Annotated in this window: 30 protein-coding genes; 12 read left to right on the forward strand and 18 right to left on the reverse strand. The window is 60.0% G+C overall.

All coding sequences use genetic code 11. The annotated features are described in order from the left end of the window. Positions 1-294: 294 nt before the first annotated feature. Together ACW9HX_RS06090 and ACW9HX_RS06095 are read left to right on the forward strand one after the other, a co-directional pair. Positions 295-456, forward strand: coding sequence for a type II toxin-antitoxin system HicA family toxin (locus ACW9HX_RS06090; RefSeq protein ID WP_457379934.1), 162 nt, complete (start codon positions 295-297; stop codon positions 454-456). Positions 457-490: 34 nt separating this feature from the next. Beyond that, on the forward strand, positions 491-898 hold the full coding sequence (locus tag ACW9HX_RS06095; protein ID WP_007957951.1) for a type II toxin-antitoxin system HicB family antitoxin: 408 nt from the start codon (positions 491-493) through the stop codon (positions 896-898). A 220-nt stretch (positions 899-1118) separates the two neighbouring features. Here ACW9HX_RS06095 and ACW9HX_RS06100 read toward each other — a convergent pair whose 3' ends face one another. Beyond that, on the reverse strand, positions 1119-1487 hold the full coding sequence (locus ACW9HX_RS06100) for a DUF6124 family protein (RefSeq protein WP_457379867.1): 369 nt from the start codon (positions 1485-1487) through the stop codon (positions 1119-1121). 518 nt (positions 1488-2005) lie between these two features. Here ACW9HX_RS06100 and ACW9HX_RS06105 point away from each other — a divergent pair. Continuing rightward, positions 2006-2734 carry a class I SAM-dependent methyltransferase gene (locus ACW9HX_RS06105; protein WP_457379868.1) on the forward strand — a complete coding sequence of 243 codons (729 nt, stop codon included), beginning with the start codon at positions 2006-2008 and terminating at the stop codon, positions 2732-2734. A 41-nt stretch (positions 2735-2775) separates the two neighbouring features. On the opposite strand, the gene tam is transcribed toward ACW9HX_RS06105, so the two are convergent. Further along, entirely contained in the window at positions 2776-3546 is a 771-nt protein-coding gene (tam, locus tag ACW9HX_RS06110) for a trans-aconitate 2-methyltransferase (RefSeq protein ID WP_457379869.1), read from the reverse strand. Positions 3547-3762: 216 nt separating this feature from the next. Here tam and ACW9HX_RS06115 point away from each other — a divergent pair, with 216 nt between their 5' ends. Further along, on the forward strand, positions 3763-4173 hold the full coding sequence (locus ACW9HX_RS06115; RefSeq protein WP_457379870.1) for a low affinity iron permease family protein: 411 nt from the start codon (positions 3763-3765) through the stop codon (positions 4171-4173). Between the two features lie 48 nt (positions 4174-4221). Here the strand turns inward: ACW9HX_RS06115 and ACW9HX_RS06120 are convergent, their stop codons facing one another. From ACW9HX_RS06120 to ACW9HX_RS06155, 8 genes are all read right to left on the reverse strand, one after another. Continuing rightward, on the reverse strand, positions 4222-4725 hold the full coding sequence (locus ACW9HX_RS06120) for a DUF4142 domain-containing protein (protein ID WP_457379871.1): 504 nt from the start codon (positions 4723-4725) through the stop codon (positions 4222-4224). Between the two features lie 75 nt (positions 4726-4800). Then, positions 4801-4956, reverse strand: coding sequence for a KGG domain-containing protein (locus tag ACW9HX_RS06125; RefSeq protein WP_077045875.1), 156 nt, complete (start codon positions 4954-4956; stop codon positions 4801-4803). Between the two features lie 117 nt (positions 4957-5073). Beyond that, positions 5074-6423 (reverse strand): diguanylate cyclase domain-containing protein, encoded by a 1350-nt coding sequence (locus ACW9HX_RS06130; protein WP_457379872.1) that lies wholly within the window; start codon positions 6421-6423, stop codon positions 5074-5076. Positions 6424-6500: 77 nt separating this feature from the next. Beyond that, positions 6501-7139, reverse strand: a complete 639-nt coding sequence (locus ACW9HX_RS06135; protein ID WP_457379873.1) for a LysE family translocator — start codon at positions 7137-7139, stop codon at positions 6501-6503. Positions 7140-7199: 60 nt separating this feature from the next. Then, a complete protein-coding gene (gene fos / locus ACW9HX_RS06140; RefSeq protein WP_457379874.1) occupies positions 7200-7616 on the reverse strand; it encodes a fosfomycin resistance glutathione transferase in 417 nt (138 codons plus the stop codon). 3 nt (positions 7617-7619) lie between these two features. Continuing rightward, entirely contained in the window at positions 7620-8339 is a 720-nt protein-coding gene (locus ACW9HX_RS06145) for a PA3715 family protein (protein ID WP_457379875.1), read from the reverse strand. A 35-nt stretch (positions 8340-8374) separates the two neighbouring features. Next, the gene (locus tag ACW9HX_RS06150; protein ID WP_457379876.1) at positions 8375-9112 is read right to left on the reverse strand and encodes a PA3715 family protein; all 738 of its coding nucleotides are present in this window, start codon (positions 9110-9112) and stop codon (positions 8375-8377) included. A gap of 20 nt (positions 9113-9132) precedes the next feature. Next, the gene (locus ACW9HX_RS06155; RefSeq protein ID WP_457379877.1) at positions 9133-10044 is read right to left on the reverse strand and encodes a LysR family transcriptional regulator; all 912 of its coding nucleotides are present in this window, start codon (positions 10042-10044) and stop codon (positions 9133-9135) included. Between the two features lie 78 nt (positions 10045-10122). On the opposite strand from ACW9HX_RS06155, the gene ACW9HX_RS06160 reads away from it, so the two are divergent. The 3 genes from ACW9HX_RS06160 to ACW9HX_RS06170 all read left to right on the forward strand — a co-directional run bounded on the left by ACW9HX_RS06160 (position 10123) and on the right by ACW9HX_RS06170 (position 13239). Further along, complete coding sequence (locus tag ACW9HX_RS06160; protein WP_457379878.1) at positions 10123-10611, forward strand: DMT family transporter; 489 nt, start codon at positions 10123-10125, stop codon at positions 10609-10611. A gap of 208 nt (positions 10612-10819) precedes the next feature. Further along, positions 10820-12055: an aminotransferase class I/II-fold pyridoxal phosphate-dependent enzyme gene (locus ACW9HX_RS06165; protein WP_457379879.1), complete on the forward strand. Its 1236-nt coding sequence runs from the start codon at positions 10820-10822 to the stop codon at positions 12053-12055. Positions 12056-12072: 17 nt separating this feature from the next. Continuing rightward, a complete protein-coding gene (locus tag ACW9HX_RS06170; RefSeq protein ID WP_457379880.1) occupies positions 12073-13239 on the forward strand; it encodes a multidrug effflux MFS transporter in 1167 nt (388 codons plus the stop codon). Here ACW9HX_RS06170 and yiaY read toward each other — a convergent pair. Then, positions 13236-14384, reverse strand: coding sequence for an L-threonine dehydrogenase (gene yiaY, locus ACW9HX_RS06175; protein ID WP_457379881.1), 1149 nt, complete (start codon positions 14382-14384; stop codon positions 13236-13238). The two genes, ACW9HX_RS06170 and yiaY, sit on opposite strands and share 4 nt — an antisense overlap. Positions 14385-14539: 155 nt before the next feature. Between yiaY and ACW9HX_RS06180 the strand changes: the two genes are divergently transcribed. Next, the gene (locus ACW9HX_RS06180; RefSeq protein ID WP_457379882.1) at positions 14540-15559 is read left to right on the forward strand and encodes a DUF4917 family protein; all 1020 of its coding nucleotides are present in this window, start codon (positions 14540-14542) and stop codon (positions 15557-15559) included. Here ACW9HX_RS06180 and ACW9HX_RS06185 read toward each other — a convergent pair whose 3' ends face one another. Then, positions 15560-16102, reverse strand: coding sequence for a helix-turn-helix domain-containing protein (locus ACW9HX_RS06185; RefSeq protein WP_457379883.1), 543 nt, complete (start codon positions 16100-16102; stop codon positions 15560-15562). Between the two features lie 108 nt (positions 16103-16210). Here ACW9HX_RS06185 and ACW9HX_RS06190 point away from each other — a divergent pair, with 108 nt between their 5' ends. Continuing rightward, a complete protein-coding gene (locus tag ACW9HX_RS06190) occupies positions 16211-16993 on the forward strand; it encodes an aldolase (RefSeq protein WP_457379884.1) in 783 nt (260 codons plus the stop codon). 25 nt (positions 16994-17018) lie between these two features. Beyond that, entirely contained in the window at positions 17019-17900 is an 882-nt protein-coding gene (locus ACW9HX_RS06195) for a dihydrodipicolinate synthase family protein (protein ID WP_457379885.1), read from the forward strand. A gap of 73 nt (positions 17901-17973) precedes the next feature. Here ACW9HX_RS06195 and ACW9HX_RS06200 read toward each other — a convergent pair whose 3' ends face one another. Both ACW9HX_RS06200 and ACW9HX_RS06205 read right to left on the reverse strand, forming a co-directional pair. Then, positions 17974-18318 (reverse strand): YegP family protein, encoded by a 345-nt coding sequence (locus ACW9HX_RS06200; RefSeq protein ID WP_457379886.1) that lies wholly within the window; start codon positions 18316-18318, stop codon positions 17974-17976. Between the two features lie 22 nt (positions 18319-18340). Next, the gene (locus ACW9HX_RS06205) at positions 18341-18922 is read right to left on the reverse strand and encodes a DJ-1/PfpI family protein (protein WP_457379887.1); all 582 of its coding nucleotides are present in this window, start codon (positions 18920-18922) and stop codon (positions 18341-18343) included. A gap of 169 nt (positions 18923-19091) precedes the next feature. Between ACW9HX_RS06205 and ACW9HX_RS06210 the strand changes: the two genes are divergently transcribed. Next, positions 19092-20006, forward strand: a complete 915-nt coding sequence (locus tag ACW9HX_RS06210; protein ID WP_129972890.1) for a DMT family transporter — start codon at positions 19092-19094, stop codon at positions 20004-20006. On the opposite strand, the gene ACW9HX_RS06215 is transcribed toward ACW9HX_RS06210, so the two are convergent. From ACW9HX_RS06215 to ACW9HX_RS06230, 4 genes are all read right to left on the reverse strand, one after another. After that, positions 19996-21213, reverse strand: a complete 1218-nt coding sequence (locus ACW9HX_RS06215) for a class I SAM-dependent methyltransferase (RefSeq protein ID WP_457379888.1) — start codon at positions 21211-21213, stop codon at positions 19996-19998. The genes ACW9HX_RS06210 and ACW9HX_RS06215 overlap by 11 nt on opposite strands. Before the next feature lie 311 nt (positions 21214-21524). Further along, entirely contained in the window at positions 21525-22142 is a 618-nt protein-coding gene (locus ACW9HX_RS06220; protein ID WP_457379889.1) for a TPM domain-containing protein, read from the reverse strand. A gap of 30 nt (positions 22143-22172) precedes the next feature. Beyond that, complete coding sequence (locus tag ACW9HX_RS06225; RefSeq protein ID WP_457379890.1) at positions 22173-22925, reverse strand: TPM domain-containing protein; 753 nt, start codon at positions 22923-22925, stop codon at positions 22173-22175. Positions 22926-22938: 13 nt separating this feature from the next. Next, on the reverse strand, positions 22939-23547 hold the full coding sequence (locus tag ACW9HX_RS06230) for a LemA family protein (protein ID WP_457379891.1): 609 nt from the start codon (positions 23545-23547) through the stop codon (positions 22939-22941). Between the two features lie 260 nt (positions 23548-23807). Between ACW9HX_RS06230 and bglX the strand changes: the two genes are divergently transcribed. Then, positions 23808-26099, forward strand: a complete 2292-nt coding sequence (gene bglX / locus ACW9HX_RS06235; RefSeq protein ID WP_457379892.1) for a beta-glucosidase BglX — start codon at positions 23808-23810, stop codon at positions 26097-26099. Positions 26100-26230: the final 131 nt, after the last annotated feature.

Consider the following 26230-nt stretch of genomic DNA (forward strand, 5'->3'; position numbering starts at 1 on the left):
CGCCAAAATCGAGATAAGCCCCAAAATATTGGAATTGGAGTTCGCCTCAGAAACTTACTTTAGCCAGGAACCCACACCGGTTGAGCCTCAACGCCAACCCATTGGATTTCATGGAAACGGCCTGCAATACACTCCCAATCCAGCTGAAGTATCCCCGCCTAGACTCCTTCGTGAGCACCAGCCCCATCAAAGGACGATGACCGCTCGGTGGTTATAGTGTTGATCGATAAAAAATCGTGGGTATAGTACCTACCAAGCACACCACAGGGAGGTGTTGTGAATAGCTGTTTTTAAATTGGCCAGCTCGTCGCAGACGGTTGGTATCTGGTGCGGGTAAGGGGCAGTCATCATCACTTCAAGCATCCGACCAAACCTGGTCTGGTCACAGTGCCTCACCCGAAGAAGGATCTGCTCAAGAAAACGGCCATCAGTATTTTGCAGCAGGCGCTGCTTTGACTTATCAGGTCAATTGCGCCGCGGAGGACGACACATGCTTTACCCGATCGCGATTTCAGTGGGTGATGAAGGACATGCCTGGGGAGTGGAGGTGCCGGATATTCCAGGCTGCTTCTCCGCTGGAGATGATCTGGATGACGCAATGGCGATGGCCCGCGAAGCCATTGAAGGCCATTTCGAGATTCTGGCCGAAGACGGCTCGCCTATCCCGCCAGCCAACAAGGTCACGCTGCATGCTGCCAACCCTAAATACGCCGGCTGCACTTGGGCGGTGGTGGATATCGATGTGACCAAATACCTGGGCAAAGCTCAGAAACTCAACATCACATTGCCGGGCTACCTGCTCAATCGAATCGATGAGTACGTGTTGCACCATCCGGAAGAGAAAAGCCGCTCCGGATTCCTGGCGTCGGCGGCGCTCAAGGTTTTGCAGCAACGTTGAAGCGGATAAAAACCGGTCTTGTAGACCGGTTTTTTCTTACCCGCTGAAACGTCGCATCGGAGTAATTACTCTTCGATTCAGCGACGCCGAGATTTAAGACAGCCTCACAATTGCTTGCTTCTACATAAATCTACCGACGTATAACGGGTCTCCCTATATACCGTTAGGTTTCACTATATTTTGCTCTTATCCGGCTTAGCATTTTCACCAAAATAAAGCATCAGCCTTTCACCTCAACATGATCCAGCGCCTGATTCACCGCCAATTCCCCCAGCATCACCAACTGCGCAATGCCTATCGCGGTTCTGCGGTGGGCGGGGTCGAGGGTGGCGGCGAAGTTGTTGAGCATCTCGGATGCCGAGCCCAGTGATTCGCTAGCGTTGGCCAGCAGGGATTCGGTGTCGTAGGCCGGGTTGGCGAAGTACATCGGGTCGGGTTGGTTGTTCGTGCCCATGACATGGGCGCCGGGGCAGAGGTAGTGATCGAGGGCGCGGTTGGCGGCGTCGTTGAGTTTTCTGCAGTCGATCGAGACGTACGGGGACGTTGGGTCGGTTTCGACTTCAGGTGGGTTCGGTGTAGGTTTGAACATGATTGCATCTCTCCAAAAACAAGTTGGAGCTGACCCATTCGGTTCCACGCGAAAGGAGGCAGCTGTACGCAGGTTGGAACCCGGGGAGAGACAACCCGGCAGACCTGAAGGTCTCCCGCGCACAGCCGCCATAACAGAGTGCACACATTCAAGGTGCGCAGCATACGTCATGAATAACGATTGTGCGTTCCAACTCTCCTCGGGGTTCCAATCCCGATCGCTGATTCATCAGCGACCCTCAAAGGCTAGAGCCCGCACTTCCGACGGACAACCTGAAAAGCGTGTGGGAAGGTTCAGTAAACAGGACCAACTCTTTAAACATCCCGAATCGAAAAACCGCGTTTACAGATCCCCAACACTCCACCCGTTTTCACCTCAGCCACGACCCGCTAGCATTTCCCCATCACCCACCACCCTCCCCCTGCGCGGCCATCGACGAATACGCGCCATCACCTTTCGAGGGACTTCAAATCGTGGCCGTTGAGCCACTCAAATCAAATTCAAACGAGCACCAAACCATGACCCAGAACATCTACGACGACCCCGAATTTTTCCAGGGCTACAGCCAGATGAACCGCTCCATCGGTGGCCTCGACGCCGCGCCGGAATGGCCGGCGCTGAAAGCCTTGCTTCCCTCCCTCCACGGTTTGCAGGTGGTGGATCTGGGCTGCGGCTATGGCTGGTTCTGTCGCTGGGCCAGCGAACAAGGCGCTGCCGAAGTGCTCGGGCTGGATGTCTCGGAGAAAATGCTCGAACGGGCGAAGGAAACGACCTCTGCCACGAACATCCGCTACGAACGTGCCGACCTGGAATACCTCGACTTACCTGCGTGCACTTACGATCTGGCCTACAGTTCACTGGCCCTGCACTACATCAAGGATCTCTCGGGGTTGTTCGCCAAACTGCATGCAGCGCTTAAACCCGGTGCGCATTTTGTATTCTCCATCGAGCACCCGATTTTCATGGCGCCGCGCAATCCAGGCTGGCTGATCGACAGCGAAGGCAACAAGCGCTGGCCGCTGGACAGCTATCAGATGGAAGGCGAGCGGGTTACGAACTGGCTGGCCGACGGCGTGATCAAGCAACATCGCACGGTCGGGACACTACTCAACGCGTTGATCGACGCCGGGTTCACGATTCAACACGTCAATGAATGGGGCCCGAGCGATGCTGAAGTGGTCGCACAACCGGCCCTCGCCGAAGAGCGCGAGCGGCCGATGATGATGCTGGTCGCCGTACAGCGCTGACCGCAAAAAGAAAGGGCCGATCAAATCGGCCCTTTTTCATTTCAACGTGTGGCGACAATGAACAACCGTGGAAACGGCAACAACACCGAACCATCCGCCAACGCCGGATAAGCGTTCGCGACCTCCGCCAGATAGTGCGCCAGATACTCCGCCCGCTCCGCTTCCGTCAACGGACTGAGGAACGGAATCAGACCGCTACCCTTGAACCACTCGACAACGCCTGAAGCCCCGCCCGCCAGTTGATGGTGATACGTGGTGCGCCACACATCGACCCGGGCGCAATGCGGGCGCAGCATCGAGAAATAGGCGCTGGCATCCGCCATCTCGGTCCGTTGCCCCGCCGCGCCTGCCAGTTTGCTGGCCCACGGCCCGTTGGCAGCGACTTCACGCATCAACCGATGGGACGGCTCGTTGAGGTTGTCCGGCATCTGGATCGCCAGACTGCCGCCCAATGCCAATTTGCCCGCCAGTGCCGGCAGCAGCGTCGCGTGATCCGGCACCCACTGCAAAACGGCGTTGGCGAAGATCACATCGAAAGGCCCTTCATCGGCCCACTTATCAATGTCCGCTACCTCGAACTGCAACTGCGGCAGACGCTTGCGCGCGGCGTCGATCATGTCCGGCGAACTGTCGAGCCCCTGCACTTTCGCCCCCGAAAAACGCTCCACCAGAAGCTCGGTCGAGTTGCCGGGACCACATCCGATATCAACCACGGAGCGCGCCTCGGGCGTGGGAATCGCCGCCAACAAGTCACGGGCCGGGCGGGTGCGTTCATCTTCGAAAGCGACGTATTGCTTGGCGGACCAGGTCATTGCGTTCTCCTGTCTTGGATGTTTTGGCGAAACGTGGAAAAGCAGCTGCCGTCACGATACAGCGATCGCATTTATCTGCATTCCCCTACGTATGTCCGATATCGCCGGGAGCGCTGTCTTCGCCGTGCCCACAGGGACTCAGAAAACTGTAAGCAGAATTTTCCTCGCTCCCCCGCTGTCTGAATTTCAAGCTCCCTCCCCTCAAGGAACACCGCCATGAAATTCGCAAAGATTTCCCAGACGCTCGCCCTCTGGGCCGGCAGCCCCAAGACGTTCATGGGAGCTTTGATTCTGATTGCGCTGTGGGGTTTGAGCGGGCCGATTTTCCATTTCAATGACACCTGGCAACTGATCATCAACACCTCGACGACGATCATCACGTTTCTGATGGTGTTCCTGATCCAGAACACCCAGAACCGTGACACCGACATCCTGCATTTGAAACTTGATGAGTTGCTGCGGGTGAACAAGGAGGCGCAAAACGCGATGCTCGGATTGGAGTCGCTGGACCTCAAACAACTGGAGGCCCTGCGCAGGCACTATCGTTCACTGGGTGAAAATGAAGTGTTTGAACTGGAGGGACTCGGCCAAAAGAGCAAGCCGAAACAGGATTTGAATGATTGCTGAGCACCACAAAAAACGGCGCGTTGAGCGCCGTTTTTGTTTAACCCGATATCAGCGGCTGGCCTGCAGCGCCCGGGCCATTTGCAGGTGGTTTTGCAGTTTCGGCAGGGTCTCGTCGGCAAACGCCTTGATCTCCGGCACATCGGTGGTCTGGGCTTCCTGCTGGATCTGCTCGATGGCCTCTTCCGTGGCCTTGACCTGACTGGCGGCGTAAGCCTGATCGAAGCTCGTGCCTTCTTTGACTTCCGGCATCAGCGCTTTAGCCTTATCAGCGACTTCTTCACGGGGCGCCACCGGCAGGTCCAGTTTCTTGGCGATTTTCGCCAGGTGCTGATTGGCGGTGGTGCGGTCGTTGATGACGACGATGGTGTAATCCTTGACCTCTTTGGACTCGGCCTTGCTGTGCGCCAGGCGACTGGCCTCGATGTCGGCCATGCCTTTGGCCGAGGCTTCGTTGATGAAGTCGGCGGGCGACTGGGCGAAAGCACTGCCGGCGCACAGCCCCAGCAGGGTGACAAAACTGAAGTTGCGTACTCGGGTGGCCATCCGGTTCATGGTCGCGCCCTCCTTCTCTCGAAATTCAAGCGGGAGCTTGCGCCCCCGCCTCTCAATCAAAACAACCTTCGCCGACTACTTCGATTTCTGAGCAGGCTTGCGGCCCATGTCGGTTTTTGGCTCTTTGTCGACCGTCGTGGTGGTGGTTTTCCCACCTTTGCGACCGGCTTCAGACGCCTTGGTTCGATCGTTGGCGAAGTTTCCCGAGTTCGAGTTTCTTGAGTTAGGCATGATTCTCTACCTCTTGGTATTGATCGTAGGCGAGCTGCTGCCCGCCTGGATTGAGAATTTCCTGACCGCCAAAGGTTTAGAAAAGTTGCCGTTGCCGCGACGAACGGATGATGTCAGTCAGATATCCCGTGCCCGGTGATTCTGCCGTTTGGCGGCGTACATGGCCTGGTCGGCGTGGCGGAACAGTTGCTGTTCTTCGCTGCCATGCTCGGGATAACGGGCAACGCCGATACTCGGTTCGATGTGCAGGTTGTGCCCGTCCAGACGCATCGGCTGCACCAGAATCTGTCGGATTTTTTCCGCCACGCTGTCAGCGTCTTCGGCGGCGTGAACGCTGTGCAGCAGCACCACGAATTCATCGCCACCAATACGCGCCACCGTGTCGGTGTCGCGCACGCAGCCCTTGAGGCGGTTGGCCACGGTTTGCAGCAGCATGTCGCCAACGGCGTGGCCAAAGGTGTCGTTGACCTGTTTGAAGCGATCCAGATCGACATACAGCAGCGCCATGAACCCGGACTGCTCCCGTGCGCCGGCCAGCGCAGCCTTGAGCCGATCACGCAGCAATTCGCGGTTGGGCAATTGGGTCAACTGATCGTATTGCGCCATGCGCCGCAGGCGGGCGTGCAATTGCTGGCGTTCGATGGCCGTGGCGACCTGGGCGCAGACGTATTGCAACAGTTCCTTGTCGCGCTCGGTGTAGCGCTCGCCACCGGCCAGGCTTTTGACGATCAACGCGCCGATGGTGCCGTTCTTCGAATTCAGCGGCACGCCGAGCCAGCATGGCGATTGCTGCCCCGCCACCAACGCTTCGAAACCCGGCGGTGCGTGCGGGCAATCCGGGGTCAGCAGGATCGGCTGACCGCTGCGGATCACTTCAGTGCACAGCCGACCGGTCACGGTGCCCGGCTGCTCCGGTTGCAACTCGTCATCGTCGACGTGGTAAGGGAAATTCAGTTGCGCGCAATGTTCGTCGTACAGCGCCACGGAGAAATTCAGCGCCGGCAGCCACTCGCCGATGATCATGTGGATGCGCTTGAACAGCGCCAGCAGATCCTCCGCCGCATGCGCCGCTTCGGAGATCGCATACAACGCCGCCTGACGGGATTCGGCGAGTTTGCGCTCGGTGATGTCCCGAGCCACGGCAATGCGCAGTTGATCGACTTCAGACCAGCGAGCCGACCACAGAATATGCACGACGCTGCCGTCCTTGCGCACGTAGCGGTTCTCGAAATTGTGCTTGGGCTCGCCGCCCATGATGTCGCTGGCGGCGGACAGGGTGCGTTCGCGGTCGGCGGGATAAACGTAGTCGATCATCGGCTGGCCGATCAGTTCGTCAGGCGTGTAGCCGAGAATCCGCTCGCAGGCCGCGCTGACAAAAACGAAACGACCCTGCTTGTCGACTGCGCACACGGCGTCCAGCAACAGATCGATATAACTCGCCAACGGTGCAGAATTTCGACTTTCCATGGTTCAGCGTGGGTGTCCGGGTAATGCAGCACTGATCAACCGTCCCTGACCTCAACCTCGCATCCCAGCGATCACATTCAAGCCTTGCTCGGCATCAGCCCCGGTAACGCATGCACCAAGGCGTTGATGGCAAAACCGATAAACATTACCCCGCACAACCGGGTGATGGCCAGTTCATGGCGCTGATACAGCGTACGTACCTGCCGGGCACCGACAATGCCAATGAGAATAGCGTAGGCGAGCAATCCGCCGAGGAAGCTCAGGGCGATCAGCATTGGCAGCATCGACCAGTTGAGCAGTTCGGCGCGGCTCGACAGCAGCGCGGTGAACGTTGCCACCGCCACCGGGTAGGCCTTGGGGTTGGTCAGGCCGAACAGGATGCCGTGCCAGAACGGTTGGCGCGCCGCGCCCTGTGGCTGATCACCGTTGCTGCGTTTGGCCCGCACCGCGCGCCAGCCGAGCCAGAACAGGTAAAGGCCGCTCAGCACGCCGAGCACATCGAACGCAGTGCTGCCAATTTCCCGGGCGCCGACAATCGCGATCAACGCGGAGCTGCACCAGATCACATCGCCCAGCAAATGCCCGCACAGGAATCCCGCCCCGGCCCGCCGCCCCCGCGCAGCACCGATGCCGAACACCGCCAGCACACCCGGCCCCGGCGTGATGCCGTAGATGAAACCCGAGGCCAGCACGGCCATAAGCAACGATGGAGTCATGGAGAACCTGCAAGTGCCGGAAAACGTGGCCGCCAGTCTATCCCAGCGTTTTGTGAATATTCACGACTCGTTGAAAAAACGCATCCCTGCGTAAGGCTTTTGCCGACACGCGGCCAGTCGCGAGGCCAGATCGCCAACATGCGCTTCGAGCTTGTGACCGTCCGGGTCGAGGAAGTAGAAGGACGCACCTTCACTGCGGTTGTCGCGCCATTCCTGCACGTTAGCGGCACGAAGCTGTTGCACGAACAGCGCAAAATCCGCCGCGCCGAGGCTGAAGGCGTAATGGGTGTAGTCGGCGGCGGGCTCGGGTTGGCGTTGCGCATCGAGCGACAGGCACAACCACAGGCCCGGGAGCGACAAATAGGCACCGGCGTCCCACGTGGCCTCGACCTGCAAGCGCAGCACATCGCGGTAGAACGCGAGGCTGCGGTCCAGGTCGGTGACGGCGAGGGTCAGGTGGTTGAGGCCGGTGAGCATCGGTCAGTAACCTCGGAGGTCTTCGGGGATGGTGTATTGCTTGCCGTCGTAGGTCAGGGTGATTTGGGTGTTTTTCAGGTTGGTGGTTTTGGAAACACACTCTTTGCCTGACTGAGTCGATGTGTACACCACACCACTCGAGGAAACGATCAGATCAGCGAAACCGTTATGACTGGACGAGCCGATTTCCACGCTTCTAAGGATTTTCGTGTCCTTGGTATCGCACTCACCGCTACCCTCGCCAAATTCCTTGCGAATGACCAGACCTTCCAGCACTGGTCGCAATTTAGCGCCTTCGCGTACATACAGCGCCAGATCGGTTTTCGCGTAGGGATTGGCTCTTGAGAGGTGGTCGGCGAAATCCGAACGCAGGCCAAAGGCGCGAACGTCCGACGCCAGACGATAGCGAGCGGTATCGATTCTCAAGTCATCGAAGCTGATCGCGTCGGAGTTGTAGGCGCCTGGCTTGACGTAAGTTGCCAGCGGTTTGGCGTCGGAAGCGTTGAGCAACGACAGTTCCAGGTCGAACACGCCGTCGTGATCGCCTTCGGAGTCGGACACGAAGGTGGATTTTGCCGAGATCGCCTTATCCGGAAAGGCTGGCCACACTTTGCAGCGTGACAGGGAGTGACCGTCGAATTTCTTTACCTCACAGGCGGCGTGGGCCTGAGTGGTAATGGCCAGAAAACCGAGGGCGATGAAAAGTCGGGTCGGGGTGAGCATTGTTCTTCCTTGATAAAAGTCGCGTTGGTTCTGTATCACTCGATCGCCTGGAAACCTTTAGGCAATACGTATGATTTTCCGTCGTAGTGAAGGGTTGTCAGTTCTGGGCTGCTGACACTGATCTTGTCTTCACAAGCATCGCCTTTGACGACATTGGTCGTCCCTGTCTGTCGGGTTTTGACGATCAGATCGGCATAACCATGGGAGCTGGTCTTGGCGATTTCTACCGTTCTGATCGTCTCATATCGCTCGCCGGTGCAATCACCGTCCCATTCACCGCCGTACTCATAAACCACCAATTGACTCAGGACAGGACGTAACTTTTTGCCTTCTCTTACATAAAGAGAGAGGTGCGTTTCTTCAAGCGGGTTGAGGCGAGAGGAATTGGTGAATTGCACGCGAACGCCAAAAGCCCGAACCTCTGGTGTGAGCTTGTAGCGCGCGGTATCGAGCGAAAGCTCTCGCAATGCCACCCCACCCGAGAAGAAAGCGGAGGCTTGCTGATAAGTGGCAACCGGTTCCGTTTGGTCGCTTTTCAAGACAGATAAATTCAAATCATAGGTGCCGCTCGTGTCGGTGCCGCCTGGCACGAAGCTGCGCTCAAATTTCGTATTCGCGCTGATGTTCAACCCCGGATACGCCGGCCACTCCTTGCACACGGAGAAATCCAGCTCACTCGCCACCGGCGCAGGCACACAATCAGCCAACACCTGCCCCGCCAGCAACGCCCCGCAAAGCGCCAGACACCCCACCACCCCAGACTTCACTGTCACGCCCCACTCCTAGATGTTTTTCAGCCGCGCACTATCCCCTGCTCAATCCGCCGATTCAACCAGTTCAACGCCTGATCCCCGCCCCGCCGCTTGTGCCATGCCGAGACAAAGGTGAACGGTGTGATCTCGAACGGCGGCGGCACGACGATCAACGAGTCGTCATCCACATCCTTCAACGCCCGCGAAGCCACCGTGAGGATCAGATCCGTGCCACTGATGAACTGCGGCGCAACGCTCCAGTGCGGCAGGCTGATGGCGACGCGGCGGCGTTCGCGCAGGGCGGTCAGGGTGCGTTCGATTTCCGGTGTGCCGCTGCCGCGCATTTCCAGCAGGACGTGGGGTCGGGAGAGGTAAGTTTGCAGGTCGAGAACTCCTTCCACGGGAAGGCTTTGGCGATCCAGCAGGCAGACGTAGCGTTCCTCGAACAGCGGCGTGCTGCGCAACTCACCGGGCAGTTCCGGGAGCACACCGGCCGCGAGGTCGATGTCTCCGTTGAGCAAACCTTCCACCATGCCTTCGCGGCTGGCGTGGCTGATTTGCAGATCGATGCCCGGCGCTTCCTTGCGCAGCGTGCGAATCAGGCCAGGCAGGATGATCGCCGCGCCGTAATCCGACATCGCGAGCCGAAAGGTTCGGCGTGCACTGGCCGGGTCGAAGGTGTTCGGCGCCAGCAGCGATTGCACCTGGGCCAGAGCCTCGGCCAGCGGCGCCACCAGTTCCAGCGCCCGAGCGGTGGGCACCAGTCCAGAACCGGCGCGCACCAGCAATGGGTCACCGAGCAAATCACGCAAACGGGCCAGCGCGTGGCTGACCGCCGGCTGGCTCAAGTGCAGACGCTCGGCGGCGCGGGTCACGTGTTGTTCGCTGAGCAAGGCGTCGAGGATCACCAGCAGGTTGAGATCGATGCGCCGCAGATCATTCATCTGATGCATGTTCCGGATGACAAAACAGAATTTAAATCTGCGCGACGAATACCCTAGAGTCCAGCAAAACCTTGCTGGAGAACGATCATGAGTACATTGCATTGGGCCGGTCTGTTGCTGCTGGCGGCATTGGCCGGGGCCGTCGTGCCTTTTCAAAGTGCCATCAACACCAATCTGGCCCGAGGTCTGGGGCATCCGTTGTGGGCGACCCTGGCGTCCTTGCTGGTGAGCGTGCTGGTGTTGTTGCCGGTGATTGTCGCGCTGCGGCTACCGCTGCCGTCGCTGGCGTTCATCGCCAAGGCGCCGCTGTGGATGTGGGCCGGTGGAGCGTTCGGAGTGTGTTTTGTGGCACTGGCTGTGGTGTTGGTGCCGAAGCTCGGGGCATCAGGTTTTGTCGCACTGGCGCTGGCCGGGCAAGTGCTGGCGTCGATGGTGCTGGATCACTTCGGCTTGTTCGGGCTGCTGGAGAAGCAACTGACATTGCCACGGGTATTCGGCGCTGTGCTGCTGATGGCGGGCGTGGTGTTGATCCAGTTCTCCCCGGCGCTGGAAAAGAGCGCAACAGCCGTTGGATAACAGGCAAAAGTAAGCCCTTCATTACAAGGGTTGTCAGGCGTTTCATCGCCTTACAACCCGGCAAGGCGCCGCCCTACAAGCAAAACTCCAACAACTCTCAGCGCTATCGGATACAGCCGATTCTGGCCCGCCGTAGCACTCTGTAAAGTCTGGCAACACACACAAATTGAAACACCCCATGGATTGCCACGCTCAAGGAGAGCTGCTTATGAACCACCTGCCGGAATCCGCCAACACCTTCTCCAATTACCGCAAAGTCATCGCCCTGGCCGACCACGATTGGGAGGCCGCCGAAGCGGGAAAAATCGCCGCCCTCAATGTTGAAGTCAAAGGCTGCAACCACTTGCTCGATCAGCATGGGCGCCAGTTTCATCACTTCTGCACCACGTCCTATCTGGGCCTCGATCACCATCCTGCGCTGCTTGAAGGCGCCATAACGGCCCTGCGGGAAACCGGCACGCTGCGTGTTGCCAACTCGAAAAACCGCTGCAAGCTGGCACTGCTCGATCAATACGAAAGCGAGCTGTCGCAATTGTTTGGCGCGGTGTGTCTGAGCAGTCTGTCCTGCAGCGCCGCGAGCGCCGGCATCCTGCCGCTGCTGGCCAGTGGCGTGTTCACGCAAAACCGTCCACCGGTGATGGTGTTCGATCGCCTGGCCCACTATTCGATGCATCACCTGAAAGCCAGTTGTGCGGACGAAACCCAGGTATTGACCTGTCCACACAACGACATGGATTTTCTCGAATCAGTGTGCCAGCGCCATTCAACCGTCGCCTACATTGCCGACGGTGCCTACAGCATGGGTGGCGTGGCCAATCTGGACGGTCTGCTGTATCTGAAGGAACGCTATGGCCTGTTCCTGTATCTGGACGATTCCCACGCGCTGTCGGCGGTCGGCAGCAACGGCGCCGGCCTGGTACGGCCAAGAATATCGGTGCTGGAAGAGGACTGCCTGATCGTCGCTTCGCTGGCCAAATCGTTCGGGGCCAGCGGCGGTCTGGTGATGCTCGGCAACCAACGGCAAAAGAAGTTGATCCAGCGTTATGGCGGACCGAGCAATTGGTCGCAAAGCCTCAACTGCGCAGCCATCGGCGCGGGCCTCGCTTCAATCCAACTGCATCGCAGTGCGGAACTGCGGGTCTTGCAGGTTCGACTTCAGGCCAATATTCGCCTGTTCGACAGCCTCTTGAGCACCGAACAGCACGGCAGCCCGATGGCCATCCGCCTGATCAACTGCGGCGAGGCCGCTATGGCCAATCGAATCGCCATCGAACTGGCCGAACACGGTTTCTTCACCAGCGCCGTGTTTTTCCCGGTGGTAGCCCAGGGCAAAGCCGCGATCCGCGTTACGCTACGCGCCGATATGGAATCGACACTGATCCACCACTTCTGTGATTTGATCACCGACCTGTTACTGACTCACGGTAGCGATCGCGACCGCTGAACCTTCACGGACGACTTATGAACCCCGGCCTCATTCTGCTCATCACCTGCTCCACCGTGTTCCTCGCCCAACTGGGCATGAGCATTTACCTGCCGGCGTTGCCGCAGATCGCGGGGCACCTTGGGGCCGATGCAACGCAAGTGGCGTGGGGCTTGTCGCTGTACCTGATCGGCATGGCGCTGCCGATGCTGTTCTGGGGCAGTCTGGCACAGCGCATCGGGCGCAAGCCTGTGCTGCTGGCAGCGCTGGGGATTTATGGCCTGGCGAATCTGGCGCTGCCGCTGGGCTCGACACTGGAGTCGTTCCTGCTACTGCGACTGGTTCAGGGGGTCGGCGCCAGCGGTATTTCGGTGATGGCCCGGGTGCTGATTCGTGACAGCTTCCGGGGCGACCTGCTGGCGAAGGCGCTGTCGTGGATTTCGATTTCGTTCGTTGTCGCGCTCGGCATCGGGCAATACGCCGGCTCGCTCATTCAGGTGACGCTGGGCTGGCAGGCGATCTTTTATCTGCTGGGCGCGATCAGCCTGTTGATGGCCACGATTGTCTCGCGCCTGAACTTTCCAACACTTGTCGAAGCGCCCGCAACCGCTTCGCCGTGGGCGGTCTACCGAACGATTCTGACCCATCGGGCGTTTCTTTTGCCGGCACTCGCGGGCGGTCTGGGCTATGGCGTGATCATCGCGTTCAACAGCGCTGCGCCATTGATTCTGCAAGGCCCGTTCAATTGGTCGGCGACGGAATACGGGTTGCTGGGCTGGCCGATCAGCGCGGCGTATTTTCTCGGTGCACTGGCGGTCAACCGCTTCGTCCTGCGCACCGGTCAGCACCGGCTGATGGTGTTGGGTGTGGGGCTGGTGATGGCCGGCAGTGGGGTGATGCTGGCTGGCAGTCTGTTGGCCAGCGCCATTACCTGGTTGCTTTGGCTGCCCTATTGCGTGGCCGTGTTCGGGCAATCGCTGAATTACCCGATCAGCCTGTCACGGGCCAACGACGGGGCGCCGATTGCCGGCGCCTACGCGATGGCCCTGAGCGGTTTCATCCACCAGTTGATGGCCGCGCTGATCGGCGCCGTGGCCAGCCTGCTGGCCGGTCCGCAAGCGTGGCCGCTGTCGTTGCTGTGCTGCGTGCTGGCGTTGGGCGCGGTGCTCTGTACGAGGTTTACGCCCGATCGCCAGCCCGCTTAAAACGCGCTGCGGAAAATCTCTTCGATCTGCCGTTGATCCGCCGCCCGAGGGTTAGTGAAACCGCAGGCGTCTTTCAGGGCATTGGCGGCGAGCACCGGGATGTCGGTGCACTTGGCGCCGAGGTCACGCAAGCCACCGGGGATGTCGACGTCTCTGGCCAGGCAGCGGATCGCGTCAATCGCAGCTTTGGCCCCCTCTTCCGGGCTGAAACCACGAATGTCGGCGCCCATGGCATGGGCGACATCGGTGAGGCGTTCGGCGCAGACCAACGCGTTGAACGTCTGCACATGGGGCAACAACACCGCGTTGCACACGCCGTGGGGCAGATCGTAGAAGCCACCCAACTGGTGCGCCATCGCATGCACGTAACCGAGGGACGCGTTGTTGAACGCCATGCCGGCGAGGAACTGCGCATACGCCATGTTTTCCCGCGCCGCCAGGTCGCTGCCGTCGCGCACGGCCAGGCGCAGGTTGTTGCTGATCAGGGTCATCGCCTTCAACGCGCAGGCATCAGTGATCGGGTTGGCAGCGGTGGACACGTAGGCTTCGATCGCGTGGGTCAGCGCGTCCATACCGGTGGCGGCGGTCAAGCTTTTCGGCATGGCGACCATCAGCGCCGGGTCGTTGACCGACAGCAGCGGCGTGACGTTGCGATCGACGATGGCCATTTTCACGTGGCGGGTTTCGTCGGTGATGATGCAGAAACGGGTCATCTCGCTGGCCGTGCCGGCGGTGGTGTTGATGGCGATCAGCGGCAATTGCGGCTTGGCCGATTGATCGACGCCTTCGTAGTCGCGGATCTGCCCGCCGTTGGTCGCGCACAGGGCGATGCCCTTGGCGCAGTCGTGGGGCGAACCGCCGCCGAGTGACACGACAAAATCGCAGCGGCTGTCCTTGAGCAGCGCCAGCCCGGCCTCGACATTGGCGATGCTCGGATTGGGTTTGGCACCGTCGAAAATCACCGAGTCGATGTCCTGCATCGCCAGCTTCTCGGCGATCATCGTCGCCACGCCGGCCTTGGCCAGGCCCGTGTCGGTGACGATCAGCGCCTTGCGAAAACCGTAGTTGCGGATGGCATTCATGGCTTCGTCGAGGCAGCCGCTGCCCATGATGTTGACGGCGGGAATGAAAAAAGTGCTGCTCATGGCGCATCTCCTGACAGGGGCCGAATCGACTCCTGCGATTCGACGGATACATACAGGATCGACCGATCGGTCACGGCGGATGTTGATCTGGCTCAATGCCCGCTCGTGATAAAGTCGCCGCCCATCTGCCCCTTTGTTTTGAGACGTGCCCTGCAATGACCGATTTTCTGGATGTCGACACCACACTCGAAGACTGGAACGCGTTGCGCGCCACCACCGGCTTCAGCGGTTTGCTGGTGGGCAACGGTGCCAGCCGCGCGGTGTGGGACGATTTCGGCTACGACTCGCTGTTCGAAAATGCCCGCACGGTGGAAGAAAAACCGTTGAGCCCATCGGAACTGAGCGTGTTCGATGCGATGCAGACGCGCAGTTTCGAGCAAGTGCTCGGCGCCCTGAAAACCACCAGTCGGGTCAACAAGGCATTGGCTGTCAGCTCGGCCGCGCCGCGCAACCGCTACTACGCGATCAAGGAAGCGCTGATCAATGCCGTCCACGATCTGCACATTCCGTGGCGACTGGTCGAAGCGTCGACCCTGAGCATTCTGAACCGTGAACTGGCCAGTTATCGCACGGTGTTCACCACCAATTACGACCTGCTCAACTACTGGGCCCTGCAACACCAGGGCGAGGCCATCGACGACCTGTTCAACGGCCCCGACGCCAGTTTCGATCTGTGCGAAAGCAGCACTGACAAACCACGTTTGCTGTACCTGCACGGCGGCCTGCATCTGGTACGCAACCAGGACAGCAGCGCCCGCAAACTGACCGCCACCGAAGGCACGCTGCTCGGCAGTTTTGCGATCAACAACACGATCAAGACGCTCGATGATGTGCCGCTGTTCGTCAACGAAGGGCCGAGCGCGGACAAGCTCAAGACCATCCGCAGTTCCGATTACCTGTCGTTCTGCTACGACCAGTTACTCGATCACAGCGACAGCCTGTGCATCTTCGGCCACGCCCTGGGCGAGCAGGACAGCCACATCGTCCGCGCCTTGCGCCTGGCGAAACCGAAGACTGTGGCGATCTCGATCTATCCGCGCAGCGCGGCGTTCATCCAGCACCAGAAGCGGCATTACGCGAAAGTGTTCGAAGGCACGGGCGCCGAATTGCGCTTCTTTGATTCCAAGAGCCATGCGCTGGGCCATCCGAAGTTGTCGGTGCCAGTCGAGGACTGATCATTCCTCGCTGCTGTGCACCACCACCAGCAACTGCGCCTGCACCTCACCCACCGAGCGGATCCGGTGCGGTTTCTGCGCATTGAAATGCAGCGCGTCGCCCCGCTCCAGCAGTACCCGTTCGTTCATGAAGTCCACTTCGACCCGGCCTTCGTGGACGAACAGGAACTCCTCGCCCAAGTGTTCCTTGAAGGTCTTGTCGGTGAATTCGCTCGGCGGATAAATGATGAACGGCAGCAGGCTGCGTTCGCTGACCTGATGGGCCAGCACCGCGTAGCCGGGGCTGTGATCGTTGGCCGCCAGTGACTGGCGCTCGTGGCTGCGCACCAGGCTGTAGCTGTCGAGGCTGACGTTGTCTTCGGAGAACAACTCCTCGACTTTCACGTTCAGCGCTTTCGCCAGTTTCAACGCGGCGGCAATCGACGGCGTGTTCAACCCGCGTTCGACTTTCGATAGGTAACTCTTGGTCATGCCGGATTTCTCGGCCAGTGCCTCAAGGGTTACGCCAAGTTTTTTTCTCAATAATTTCAAACGGATAGACATGCGGAGCGATTAATCCAGCAAAGGAAAGACGATTTGTCCTTGCCAATGACACAAAGTGTCATATAGCCTCTTAAGTGTCATCCATGGCAACCACCACAGGACACGGATATGGCCAAGACATTAGCACTACCCAAAGACCAACTGGTCAAGCAAGCGCTGACACAGATGCAAAACACCCTGGCAGATAATACGTGGACGGACCGGCAAAAGCTGGCCCTGACCTGCCGGATCCTCTTCGAAAGCGGTCACGATTCGGGCCTCGCCGGGCAGATCACCGCCCGTGGCCCGCAGCCGGGCACTTACTACACTCAGCAACTGGGGCTGGGGTTCGACGAAATCACCGCGAGCAATCTGCTGCTGGTCAACGAAGACCTGGAAGTGCTCGAAGGTCACGGCATGGCCAACCCGGCCAACCGTTTCCACAGCTGGGTGTACCGCGCCCGGCCCGACGTGAACTGCATCATCCACACCCATCCGACGCACATTGCCGCGCTGTCGATGCTGGAAGTACCGTTGCAGATTTCCCACATGGACCTGTGTCCGCTGTACGACGATTGCGCGTTCCTTGAAGGCTGGCCGGGTGTGCCGGTCGGTAACGAAGAAGGCGAACTGATTGCCGGCGCACTGGGCGATAAACGGGCGATCCTGCTTTCCCACCACGGTCAGTTGTCCACCGGAACGACCATCGAGGAAGCCTGTGTCATCGCGCAATTGATCGAGCGCGCCGCCAAGCTGCAATTGCTGGCAATGGCTGCCGGGACGATCAAACCGATCATCCCCGAACTGGGTCGCGAGGCGCATGACTGGGTGTCGAAACCCAAACGCCACGCCGCTGCATTCAACTACTACGCCCGGCAGAACCTGCGTCAACACGCCGATTGCCTGAACTGATTCGCCACTGCGACGGAGAACACACATGTCCAACATTCACGGCATCATCGGCTACACCATCACCCCGTTCGGCGCCAACGGCGAAGGTCTTGATCTGGAGGCCCTTGGCCGCTCGATCGACCGGCTGATCGACGGCGGCGTCCATGCCATCGCACCGCTGGGCAGCACCGGCGAAGGCGCTTACCTGAGCGACTCGGAGTGGGACCAGGTCGCCGAGTTCAGCATCAAGCACGTCGCCAAACGCGTGCCGACCGTGGTCAGCGTGTCCGACCTGACCACCGCCAAAGCCGTGCGTCGTGCACGCTTTGCCGAAGCCCACGGCGCCGACGTGGTGATGGTGCTGCCGGCGTCCTACTGGAAGCTGACCGAGGCGGAAATCCTCGCCCATTACCGCGCCATCGGCGACAGCATCGGCGTGCCGATCATGCTCTACAACAACCCGGCCACCAGCGGCACCGACATGTCGGTGGAACTGATCCTGCGCATCGTCAACGGCGTGGAAAACGTAACCATGGTCAAAGAGAGCACCGGCGACATCCAGCGCATGCACAAGCTGCAACTGCTGGGCGAAGGCCAGGTGCCGTTCTACAACGGCTGCAACCCGCTGGCGCTGGAAGCCTTTGCAGCCGGGGCCAAGGGCTGGTGCACGGCGGCACCGAACCTGATCCCGCAGCTCAACCTGGATCTGTACGAAGCCACGTTGGCGGGGGATCTGGGCAAGGCGCGGGAGTTGTTCTACCGCCAGTTGCCGTTGCTGGATTTCATCCTCAAGGGCGGATTGCCGGCGACGATCAAGGCCGGGCTGCGTGACACCGGGCTGGAAGTCGGCGACCCACGCTTGCCGGTATTCCCGTTGAGCGAGGCCGGGCGCACTCAGTTGCAGGCTATTCTCAAAGTCCTGCGCTGATCTTCAAGCACGACAAAAAACCTGTGGGATCGGCAAGCTGCCGGTCCCACAGGTTTTTGTGCTGAAGGTGAAATCAGAGCACCGGCAACGTCTTGTCTTTGATCACCTTGGTCGGCCCGTTGGCCTTGACCGCTGCAATACCTTTGGCGCACGCCGCTTCGGACGAATAGGATTCGCTGCTGCCGATAATCTGGTGATTGGCAGCCTTGAGGTTGAAATACGGATGCCCGTCCTTCGTCGATTTTTTCTCGTAGCGCTCGTCCAGCGGACTGTTGGCCTGCACCGAGGCGATGCCGTTGTCGGCGGCGCTGCGCGTGGTGTAGAGCTCGCTGGTCAGAATCGTTTCGGCATTCGCCGCTTTCAGCACGAACCTGAACTGGCCGTTGCTGCTTTTACTGACTTCGTACCATCCGGACATGCTGTTTCTCCTTTTCGATGGATCACAGAGTGATTTTAGTCCCGAGCAAACCGAGGAAACCGGCCAGCCATTTCGGATGCGCCGGCCAGGCTGGAGCCGTGGCCAGATTGCCCTGGACATGGCCGTCCGTGACCGGAATGTCGATGTAGGTGCCGCCAGCCAGACGCACTTCCGGGGCACAGGCCGGATAGGCGCTGCACTCGCGCCCTTCGAGAATTCCCGCCGCCGCCAGCAGCTGCGCTCCATGACAAACGGCGGCAATCGGCTTGCCGGCCTTGTCGAAGGCTCGCACCAGTTCCAAGACTTTGTCATTCAGCCGCAGGTACTCCGGCGCACGACCACCGGGCACCAGCAAGGCGTCGTAATCCTTGGCATCGACCTTGGCGAAATCGAAGTTCAGGGCAAACAGATGCCCGGGTTTCTCGCTGTAAGTCTGGTCCCCTTCAAAGTCATGGATCGCCGTGCGCACAGTCTTGCCGGCGGCCTTGTCCGGGCACACGGCGTGCACGGTGTGCCCGACCATTTGCAGGGCCTGGAACGGCACCATCACTTCGTAGTCTTCGACGTAATCGCCGACCAGCATCAGAATCTTTTTCGCGGCCATGGACAGGACTCCTCTGGTGAATGCACAGGAGTATTCAAAGTAGTCCAAGGACCGCGATGGCGTTCGCAAACTGTATGGATAACTCTGCGCCTAGCTGTAGCAGCACGATGCGCAAGGTTTGTGGCTAGATGAAGCCAACTCCCTGCCACTTTCGAATCTGGTTGCCATCATGTCTTCGCGCGAAAACACCGGCATGGCCCTCGGCCTGCTCGGCGTGGTGATTTTCAGCCTTACCCTGCCCTTCACCCGCATCGTGGTGCAGGAGCTTCACCCGCTGCTCAATGGCTTGGGCCGCGCATTGTTCGCGGCAATTCCGGCAGCAGCGCTGTTGTTGTGGCGTCGGGAAAAATGGCCGACCTGGAAGCAAGTCAAAGGCCTGAGCCTGGTGATCGCCGGGGTGATTCTCGGGTTCCCGGTACTCTCGGCGTGGGCCATGCAGACCTTGCCGGCGTCCCACGGTGCGCTGGTCAATGGCTTGCAGCCGCTGTGCGTGGCGCTTTACGCGGCGTGGCTGTCCCATGAACGTCCGTCGAAAGCCTTCTGGGCCTGCGCCGCTTTGGGCAGTGCGCTGGTGCTGGGCTATGCGTTGTACACCGGCGCCGGCAGCATTCAGGCCGGGGATTTGCTGATGCTCGGGGCGATTGCGGTGGGTGGTCTGGGTTATGCCGAAGGCGGGCGTCTGGCCCGGGAGATGGGCGGCTGGCAAGTGATCTGCTGGGCGCTGGTGCTGTCGACGCCATTGCTGATCGGCCCGGTGCTGTATCTGGCGTTGCAGCATCAGGGCGCAGTGTCGACGAAAACCTGGTGGGCCTTTGGTTACGTCGCGCTGTTTTCGCAGTTCCTGGGTTTCTTCGCCTGGTACGCCGGGCTGGCCATGGGTGGCATTGCCCGGGTCAGTCAGATCCAGTTGTTGCAGATCTTCTTCACCATCGCGTTTTCCGCGCTGTTCTTCGGTGAACACGTGGAGCCGATCACCTGGCTGTTCGCCTGCGGGGTGATCGCGACGGTGATGCTCGGGCGCAAGACCGCGGTGCGCCCGGCTCAACCGGGCACGTTACCGGCCGGGGTTCAGCTCAAGCCTTGAGTGGCAACAGGCCATCGGCGAGCAGCAGGGTTTCCAGGCAGTGCTCGCTGATGTTGTAGAACGCCTTGAGCTCTTGAATCTTCACCAGCAACTGGGCCGGGTCCACCGGCTCGGCGCGCTTCACGGCGAGGATCATCTTGTTCTTGTTGGTGTGCTCCAGCGAAATGAACTCGAACACCTTGGTCTCGTAACCGCAGGCTTCAAGGAACAGCGCACGCAGACTATCGGTGACCATTTCCGCCTGCTGGCCCAGGTGCAAACCGTATTGCAGCATCGGCTTGAGCAGCGCCGGGCTCTGGATCTGCAAGCGGATCTGTTTGTGGCAACACGGCGAGCACATGATGATTGAGGCGCCGGAACGGATGCCGGTGTGGATCGCGTAATCGGTGGCGATGTCGCATGCATGCAGGGCGATCATCACCTCCAGCTCGCTCGGCGCCACGCTGCGCACGTCGCCGCATTTGAACACCAGCCCCGGGTGTTCAAGTTTCGCAGCGGCGGCGTTGCACAGGTTGACCATTTCTTCGCGCAGTTCGACGCCGGTGACTTCGCCCTCGGCCTTCAAGGTGTTGCGCAGATAGTCATGAATGGCGAACGTCAGGTAACCCTTGCCCGAACCGAAATCCGCCACCCGCACCGGTTTGTCCAGGGCCAGCGGCGAGGACGTCAGGGCGTGGCTGAAGACTTCGATGAACTTGTTGATCTGCTTCCACTTGCGCGACATCGCCGGGATCAGCTCATGTTGCGCGTTGGTCACGCCCAGGTCCTTGAGGAACGGTCGACTCAACTCAAGGAAGCGGTTTTTCTCGCGGTTATGCTCGGCGGACGGCACTTCGCGCAATTGCTGGGGTTTGCTCATGAACAGCGAACTCTTGCCCTTTTTGCTGTATTCGAGCTGGGCTTCGTCAGTCAGTGTCAGCAAATGCGCATTTTTGAACGCCGCCGGCAACAGCCCGGCAATCGTCGCTACCGCTTCATCCAGCGGCAGGTTCTTGGTGATGTCGCGGGTCTTGTAGCGATAAACGAACGACAGGCACGGCTGCGCCTTGACCGTCACCGGCTTGATGATGATCCGCTGCAGATCCGCTTCTTCGCCGACGTACTTGGCCAGCACCAGTTTGATGAAGCCGTTCTGTTCGAGGCTGGTTTGCAGCAGCTCGATGAACTGGGCGTGGTGGTCGGGGGTGGAAACGGCGATGGCAGACATGCAGAAAACGGCCTCAGACAGGCAAATCGGGAATGGTGGGTAGTTTAGGGGGGATGGGGATTGGGGACACGCTCTTATTTACCGAACGGCGTTTAAAAGCGGCCCTCACCCCAGCCCTCTCCCGGAGGGAGAGGGAGCCGATTGGGGGATATTGAGGAGATACGTCGACTTGAACGATTGGCGTTGAATCCATATTCGACTCGGTATTTCAGGTCGATAGATAGCGGCAGACACTTCGGTCGGCTCCCTCTCCCCCTGGGAGAGGGCTGGGGTGAGGGCTGCGATCTCAAGTCCTACAAAAATTGCAGAAACTACCCCAACACCACCAACCGATTCGGCAGCTCATTCCTCACCTGCGTCACCGGCACATGCACCTTGAGCAACTCGCCGCACGCTTCAATGCAGGTGACAAATCCCTGCAACGTCTGCCCCTGCCGCACCTGCTCGGTAAACACCGCGACAATCGAATCCCAAGTCTTGTTATCCAGTTTTTTGGATATCCCTTCGTCCACCAGGATTTCCACGTACCGCTCGGCCTCGCAGACAAAAATCAGCATGCCGGTACCGCCCACCGTGTGGTGCAGGTTCTGTTCGAGAAACTGCCGCCGCGCCAGGTTCGAGGCGCGCCAGTGCCGGACATGGCGCGGGATCAGATGGGTAGTGACTTTGGGCAGACGAAACACCAGGCACAGCACGACAAAACTGACCCACTGCACCAGCAGCAGACTGTGCATCGTCAGCCAGCCGGTCAGGTAGTGCACGATGCCCGGCACCACCAGCGCCAGCAGACTGGCCCAGAGCAGCGGGATGTACGCGTAGTCGTCGGCGCGGGCCGCCAGCACCGTCACCAGTTCGGCGTCGGTGTCGCGCTCGACCCGGGCGATGGCCTCGGCGACCTTGCGTTGTTCGTGTTCAGTCAGTAATGCCATGTCGTGTAGTGCCTGCTCTCATTATTGTTATCACCAGCCGCCGGAAGACCCGCCCCCGCCGAAACTGCCACCGCCGCCGCTGAAGCCCCCGCCTCCACCGCCGCCGCCAAATCCACCGCCACCAAAGCCGCCCCCTCCTCCGGAGCCGCCCCGGCCGGCGGGAAGGATACCGAGCATCTGGCAGACAAAAACAGTCAGGATGAACAACATCACCAGAAATACGAACAACGCCGGGTGGCGCGTGACGAAATCATCCGACGGATCGCCAGCCGATTCGTACACCGTGGAGGGTTCGTCCAGCGGATTGCCGCCCAGCACCACCAGCATCGCCGCCACGCCGTCGCTGATGCCCTTGCTGAAATTGCCGGCCTTGAACGACGGTGTGATGACCTGATGAATGATCACCGAACTCTGGGCATCGGTCAGGCGATCCTCCAGCCCGTAGCCGACTTCGATGCGCAATTTGCGCTCGTCCCGTGCGACGATCAGCAGCGCGCCATTGTTCTTGTCCTTCTGGCCGATGCCCCAGTGCCGGCCCAGTTCGACGCCATAGTCTTCGATGGTGGCGCCTTGCAGGTTCGGCAGCGTCACGACTACCAACTGCTCGCCGGTCGCCTGTTCGTGGGCCTGCAACTGCTGGTCCAGTTGCGCGCGCACCGAGGGCTCGATCATCTGCGCGTCGTCCACCACCCGCCCGGTCAGCGCCGGAAAGGTCAACTCGGCCCGGGCGCTGACGGCGAACAGCCACAGCATCAGCACCAGACCCATCTTCAACACACGCATGGGCATCCCCGGCTCAGAACTTCACTTCCGGGGCCTTGTCCGCGCCGGGGCTGGTGGCTTCGAAGGTCTCGCGGATCGGCAAATTGCTATACATCACGCTGTGCCACAGGCGACCGGGAAAAGTGCGGATCTCGGTGTTGTACTTCTGTACCGCCAGAATGAAATCCCGGCGGGCCACGGCGATGCGGTTTTCCGTCCCCTCGAGTTGCGATTGCAGAGCGAGGAAGTTCTGGTTGGCCTTCAGGTCCGGATAGCGCTCGGACACCACCATCAACCGACTCAAGGCACCGGTCAGTTGATCCTGAGCCTGCTGGAACTGCTTGAGTTTTTCCGGGTTGTCGAGGGTGCTGGCATCGACCTGGATCGAGGTCGCCTTGGCACGGGCCTCGACCACCGCCGTCAGGGTTTCCTCCTCATGTTTGGCATAACCCTTCACGGTTTCCACCAGATTGGGGATCAGGTCGGCGCGGCGTTGGTACTGGTTCTGCACCTGGCCCCAGGCGGCCTTGGCCTGTTCGTCTAGGGTGGGAATATTGTTGATACCGCAAGCGGTCAACAACGTGGCCAGCACCAGCAAGGTGGCGACCTGCAAACGCGAGCGGTAGACAGGACTGACATTCATCGGACGGGTGCTCCCTTGCACATTTCATGAATAATGACTCGCGAAACATTCTCAGCCGGCGGTTGGGGCATAATCGCCCGCGCCACTGGATTGCGGCGGGCCGATGGGCTAAAAAGAGGCCCTGCGCGATCACGTCGCCGAAACTTTCGACGTACATTCGGCTGTCGTTTTCTGAATCAGCACCCGAACAACAATAGTCGCTCCCTAAATTTTGGCTGGCCGGCGTTGTAACGCCGTTTAGGCCCTTGAGAAAACTATTCATGAAGAAGCTGTGTTTGCTGGGCCTGTTCGTCAGCCTGGCCAGTCATCAAGTACTGGCCGCCACGACCCCGGTACCCCTGGAAAACAAGGACGCGTTCATCAGCAACCTGATGAAGCAAATGACCCTCGACGAGAAGATCGGCCAGTTGCGCCTGATCAGCATCGGCCCGGAAATGCCTCGCGAACTGATCCGCAAAGAGATCGCCGCCGGCAACATCGGTGGCACGTTCAACTCGATCACCCGCCCGGAAAACCGTCCGATGCAGGACGCGGCCATGCGCAGTCGGCTGAAGATTCCGATGTTTTTCGCGTACGACGTGATCCACGGTCATCGTACGATTTTCCCGATTCCGCTGGCCCTGGCATCGAGCTGGGACATGGACGCCATCGGTCAGTCCGGTCGCGTTGCCGCCAAAGAGGCCGCCGCCGACAGCCTCGACATCACGTTCGCGCCGATGGTCGACATCTCCCGCGACCCGCGCTGGGGCCGCAGCTCCGAAGGTTTCGGTGAAGACACCTACCTGACGTCGCGCATCGCCAAAGTGATGGTCAAGGCCTATCAAGGCGACACGCCGAGCGCGGCCGACAGCATCATGGCCAGCGTCAAGCACTTCGCCCTGTACGGCGCGGTCGAGGGTGGTCGCGATTACAACACCGTCGACATGAGCCCGGTGAAGATGTACCAGGACTACCTGCCGCCATACCGCGCCGCGATTGATGCCGGCGCCGGTGGCGTGATGGTGGCGTTGAACTCGATCAACGGCATCCCGGCCACCGCCAACACCTGGCTGATGAACGACCTGTTGCGCAAGGACTGGGGCTTCAAGGGCCTGGCGGTCAGCGACCACGGTGCGATTTTCGAACTGATCAAGCATGGCGTGGCCGCCGACGGTCGCGAAGCGGCGAAGCTGGCGATCAAGGCCGGCATCGACATGAGCATGAACGACACCCTGTACGGCAAAGAACTGCCAGGGCTGCTCAAGTCCGGCGAGATCGAACAGAAAGACATCGATAACGCGGTGCGTGAAGTCCTCGCCGCCAAGTACGACATGGGCCTGTTCAAGGACCCGTACCTGCGTATCGGCAAGGCCGAAGACGATCCGGCCGACACCTACGCCGACAGCCGTCTGCACCGCGCCGACGCCCGTGACGTCGCCCGTCGCAGTCTGGTGTTGCTGAAGAACCAGAACGAAACCCTGCCACTGAAGAAGACCGCTAAAGTCGCCCTGGTCGGTCCGCTGGCCAAGGCCCCGATCGACATGATGGGCAGTTGGGCTGCCGCCGGTCGTCCGGCACAATCGGTCACCCTGTTCGACGGCATGAGCAACGTGATCGGCGACAAGTCGAACCTGATCTACGCCCGTGGCGCCAACATCACCAGCGACAAGAAAGTCCTCGACTACCTGAACTTCCTCAACTTCGATGCGCCGGAAGTGGTCGATGACCCGCGCCCGGCCAACGTGCTGATCGACGAAGCGGTGAAAGCAGCGAAGGACGCCGACGTGGTGGTCGCGGCGGTGGGCGAGTCCCGTGGCATGTCCCACGAATCGTCTAGTCGTACCGACCTGAACATTCCGGAAAACCAGCGTGAGCTGATCCGCGCCCTGAAAGCCACCGGCAAGCCATTGGTGCTGGTGCTGATGAACGGCCGTCCGCTGACGATCCTTCAGGAAAAAGAACAGGCTGACGCAATCCTGGAAACCTGGTTCAGCGGCACCGAGGGCGGCAACGCCATCGCCGACGTGTTGTTCGGCGACTACAACCCTTCGGGCAAACTGCCGGTGACCTTCCCGCGTTCCGTGGGTCAGATCCCGACTTACTACAACCACCTGAGCATCGGCCGGCCGTTCACGCCGGGCAAACCGGGCAACTACACCTCGCAGTATTTCGATGACACCACAGGTCCCCTGTTCCCGTTCGGTTTCGGCCTGAGCTACACCGATTTCGCCTTGAGCGACATGGCGCTGTCGTCGACCACCCTGAACGCCACCGGCAAGCTCGACGCCAGTGTCACGGTGAAAAACACCGGCAAGCGTGATGGCGAAACCGTGGTGCAGCTGTACATCCAGGACGTCACCGGTTCGATGATCCGTCCGGTCAAGGAGCTGAAGAACTTCCAGAAAATCATGCTCAAGGCCGGCGAGCAGAAAGTCGTGCACTTCACCATCAGCGAAGATGACCTGAAGTTCTACAACGCGCAGCTCAAATACGCGGCAGAGCCTGGCAAGTTCAACGTGCAGATCGGCCTGGACTCCCAGGACGTGACGCAGCAGAGCTTTGAATTGCTTTAAGTAACACTGCGAAACCAATGTGGGAGCGGGCTTGGTCCGGGCGGCGATCCGACGAAGGCGATGTATCAGCGACATCTGTGCTGAATGACACTCCGCCTTCGCGAGCAAGCCCGCTCCCACATTTGACTTAT

Source organism: Pseudomonas sp. SDO52101_S400 (assembly GCF_054071635.1).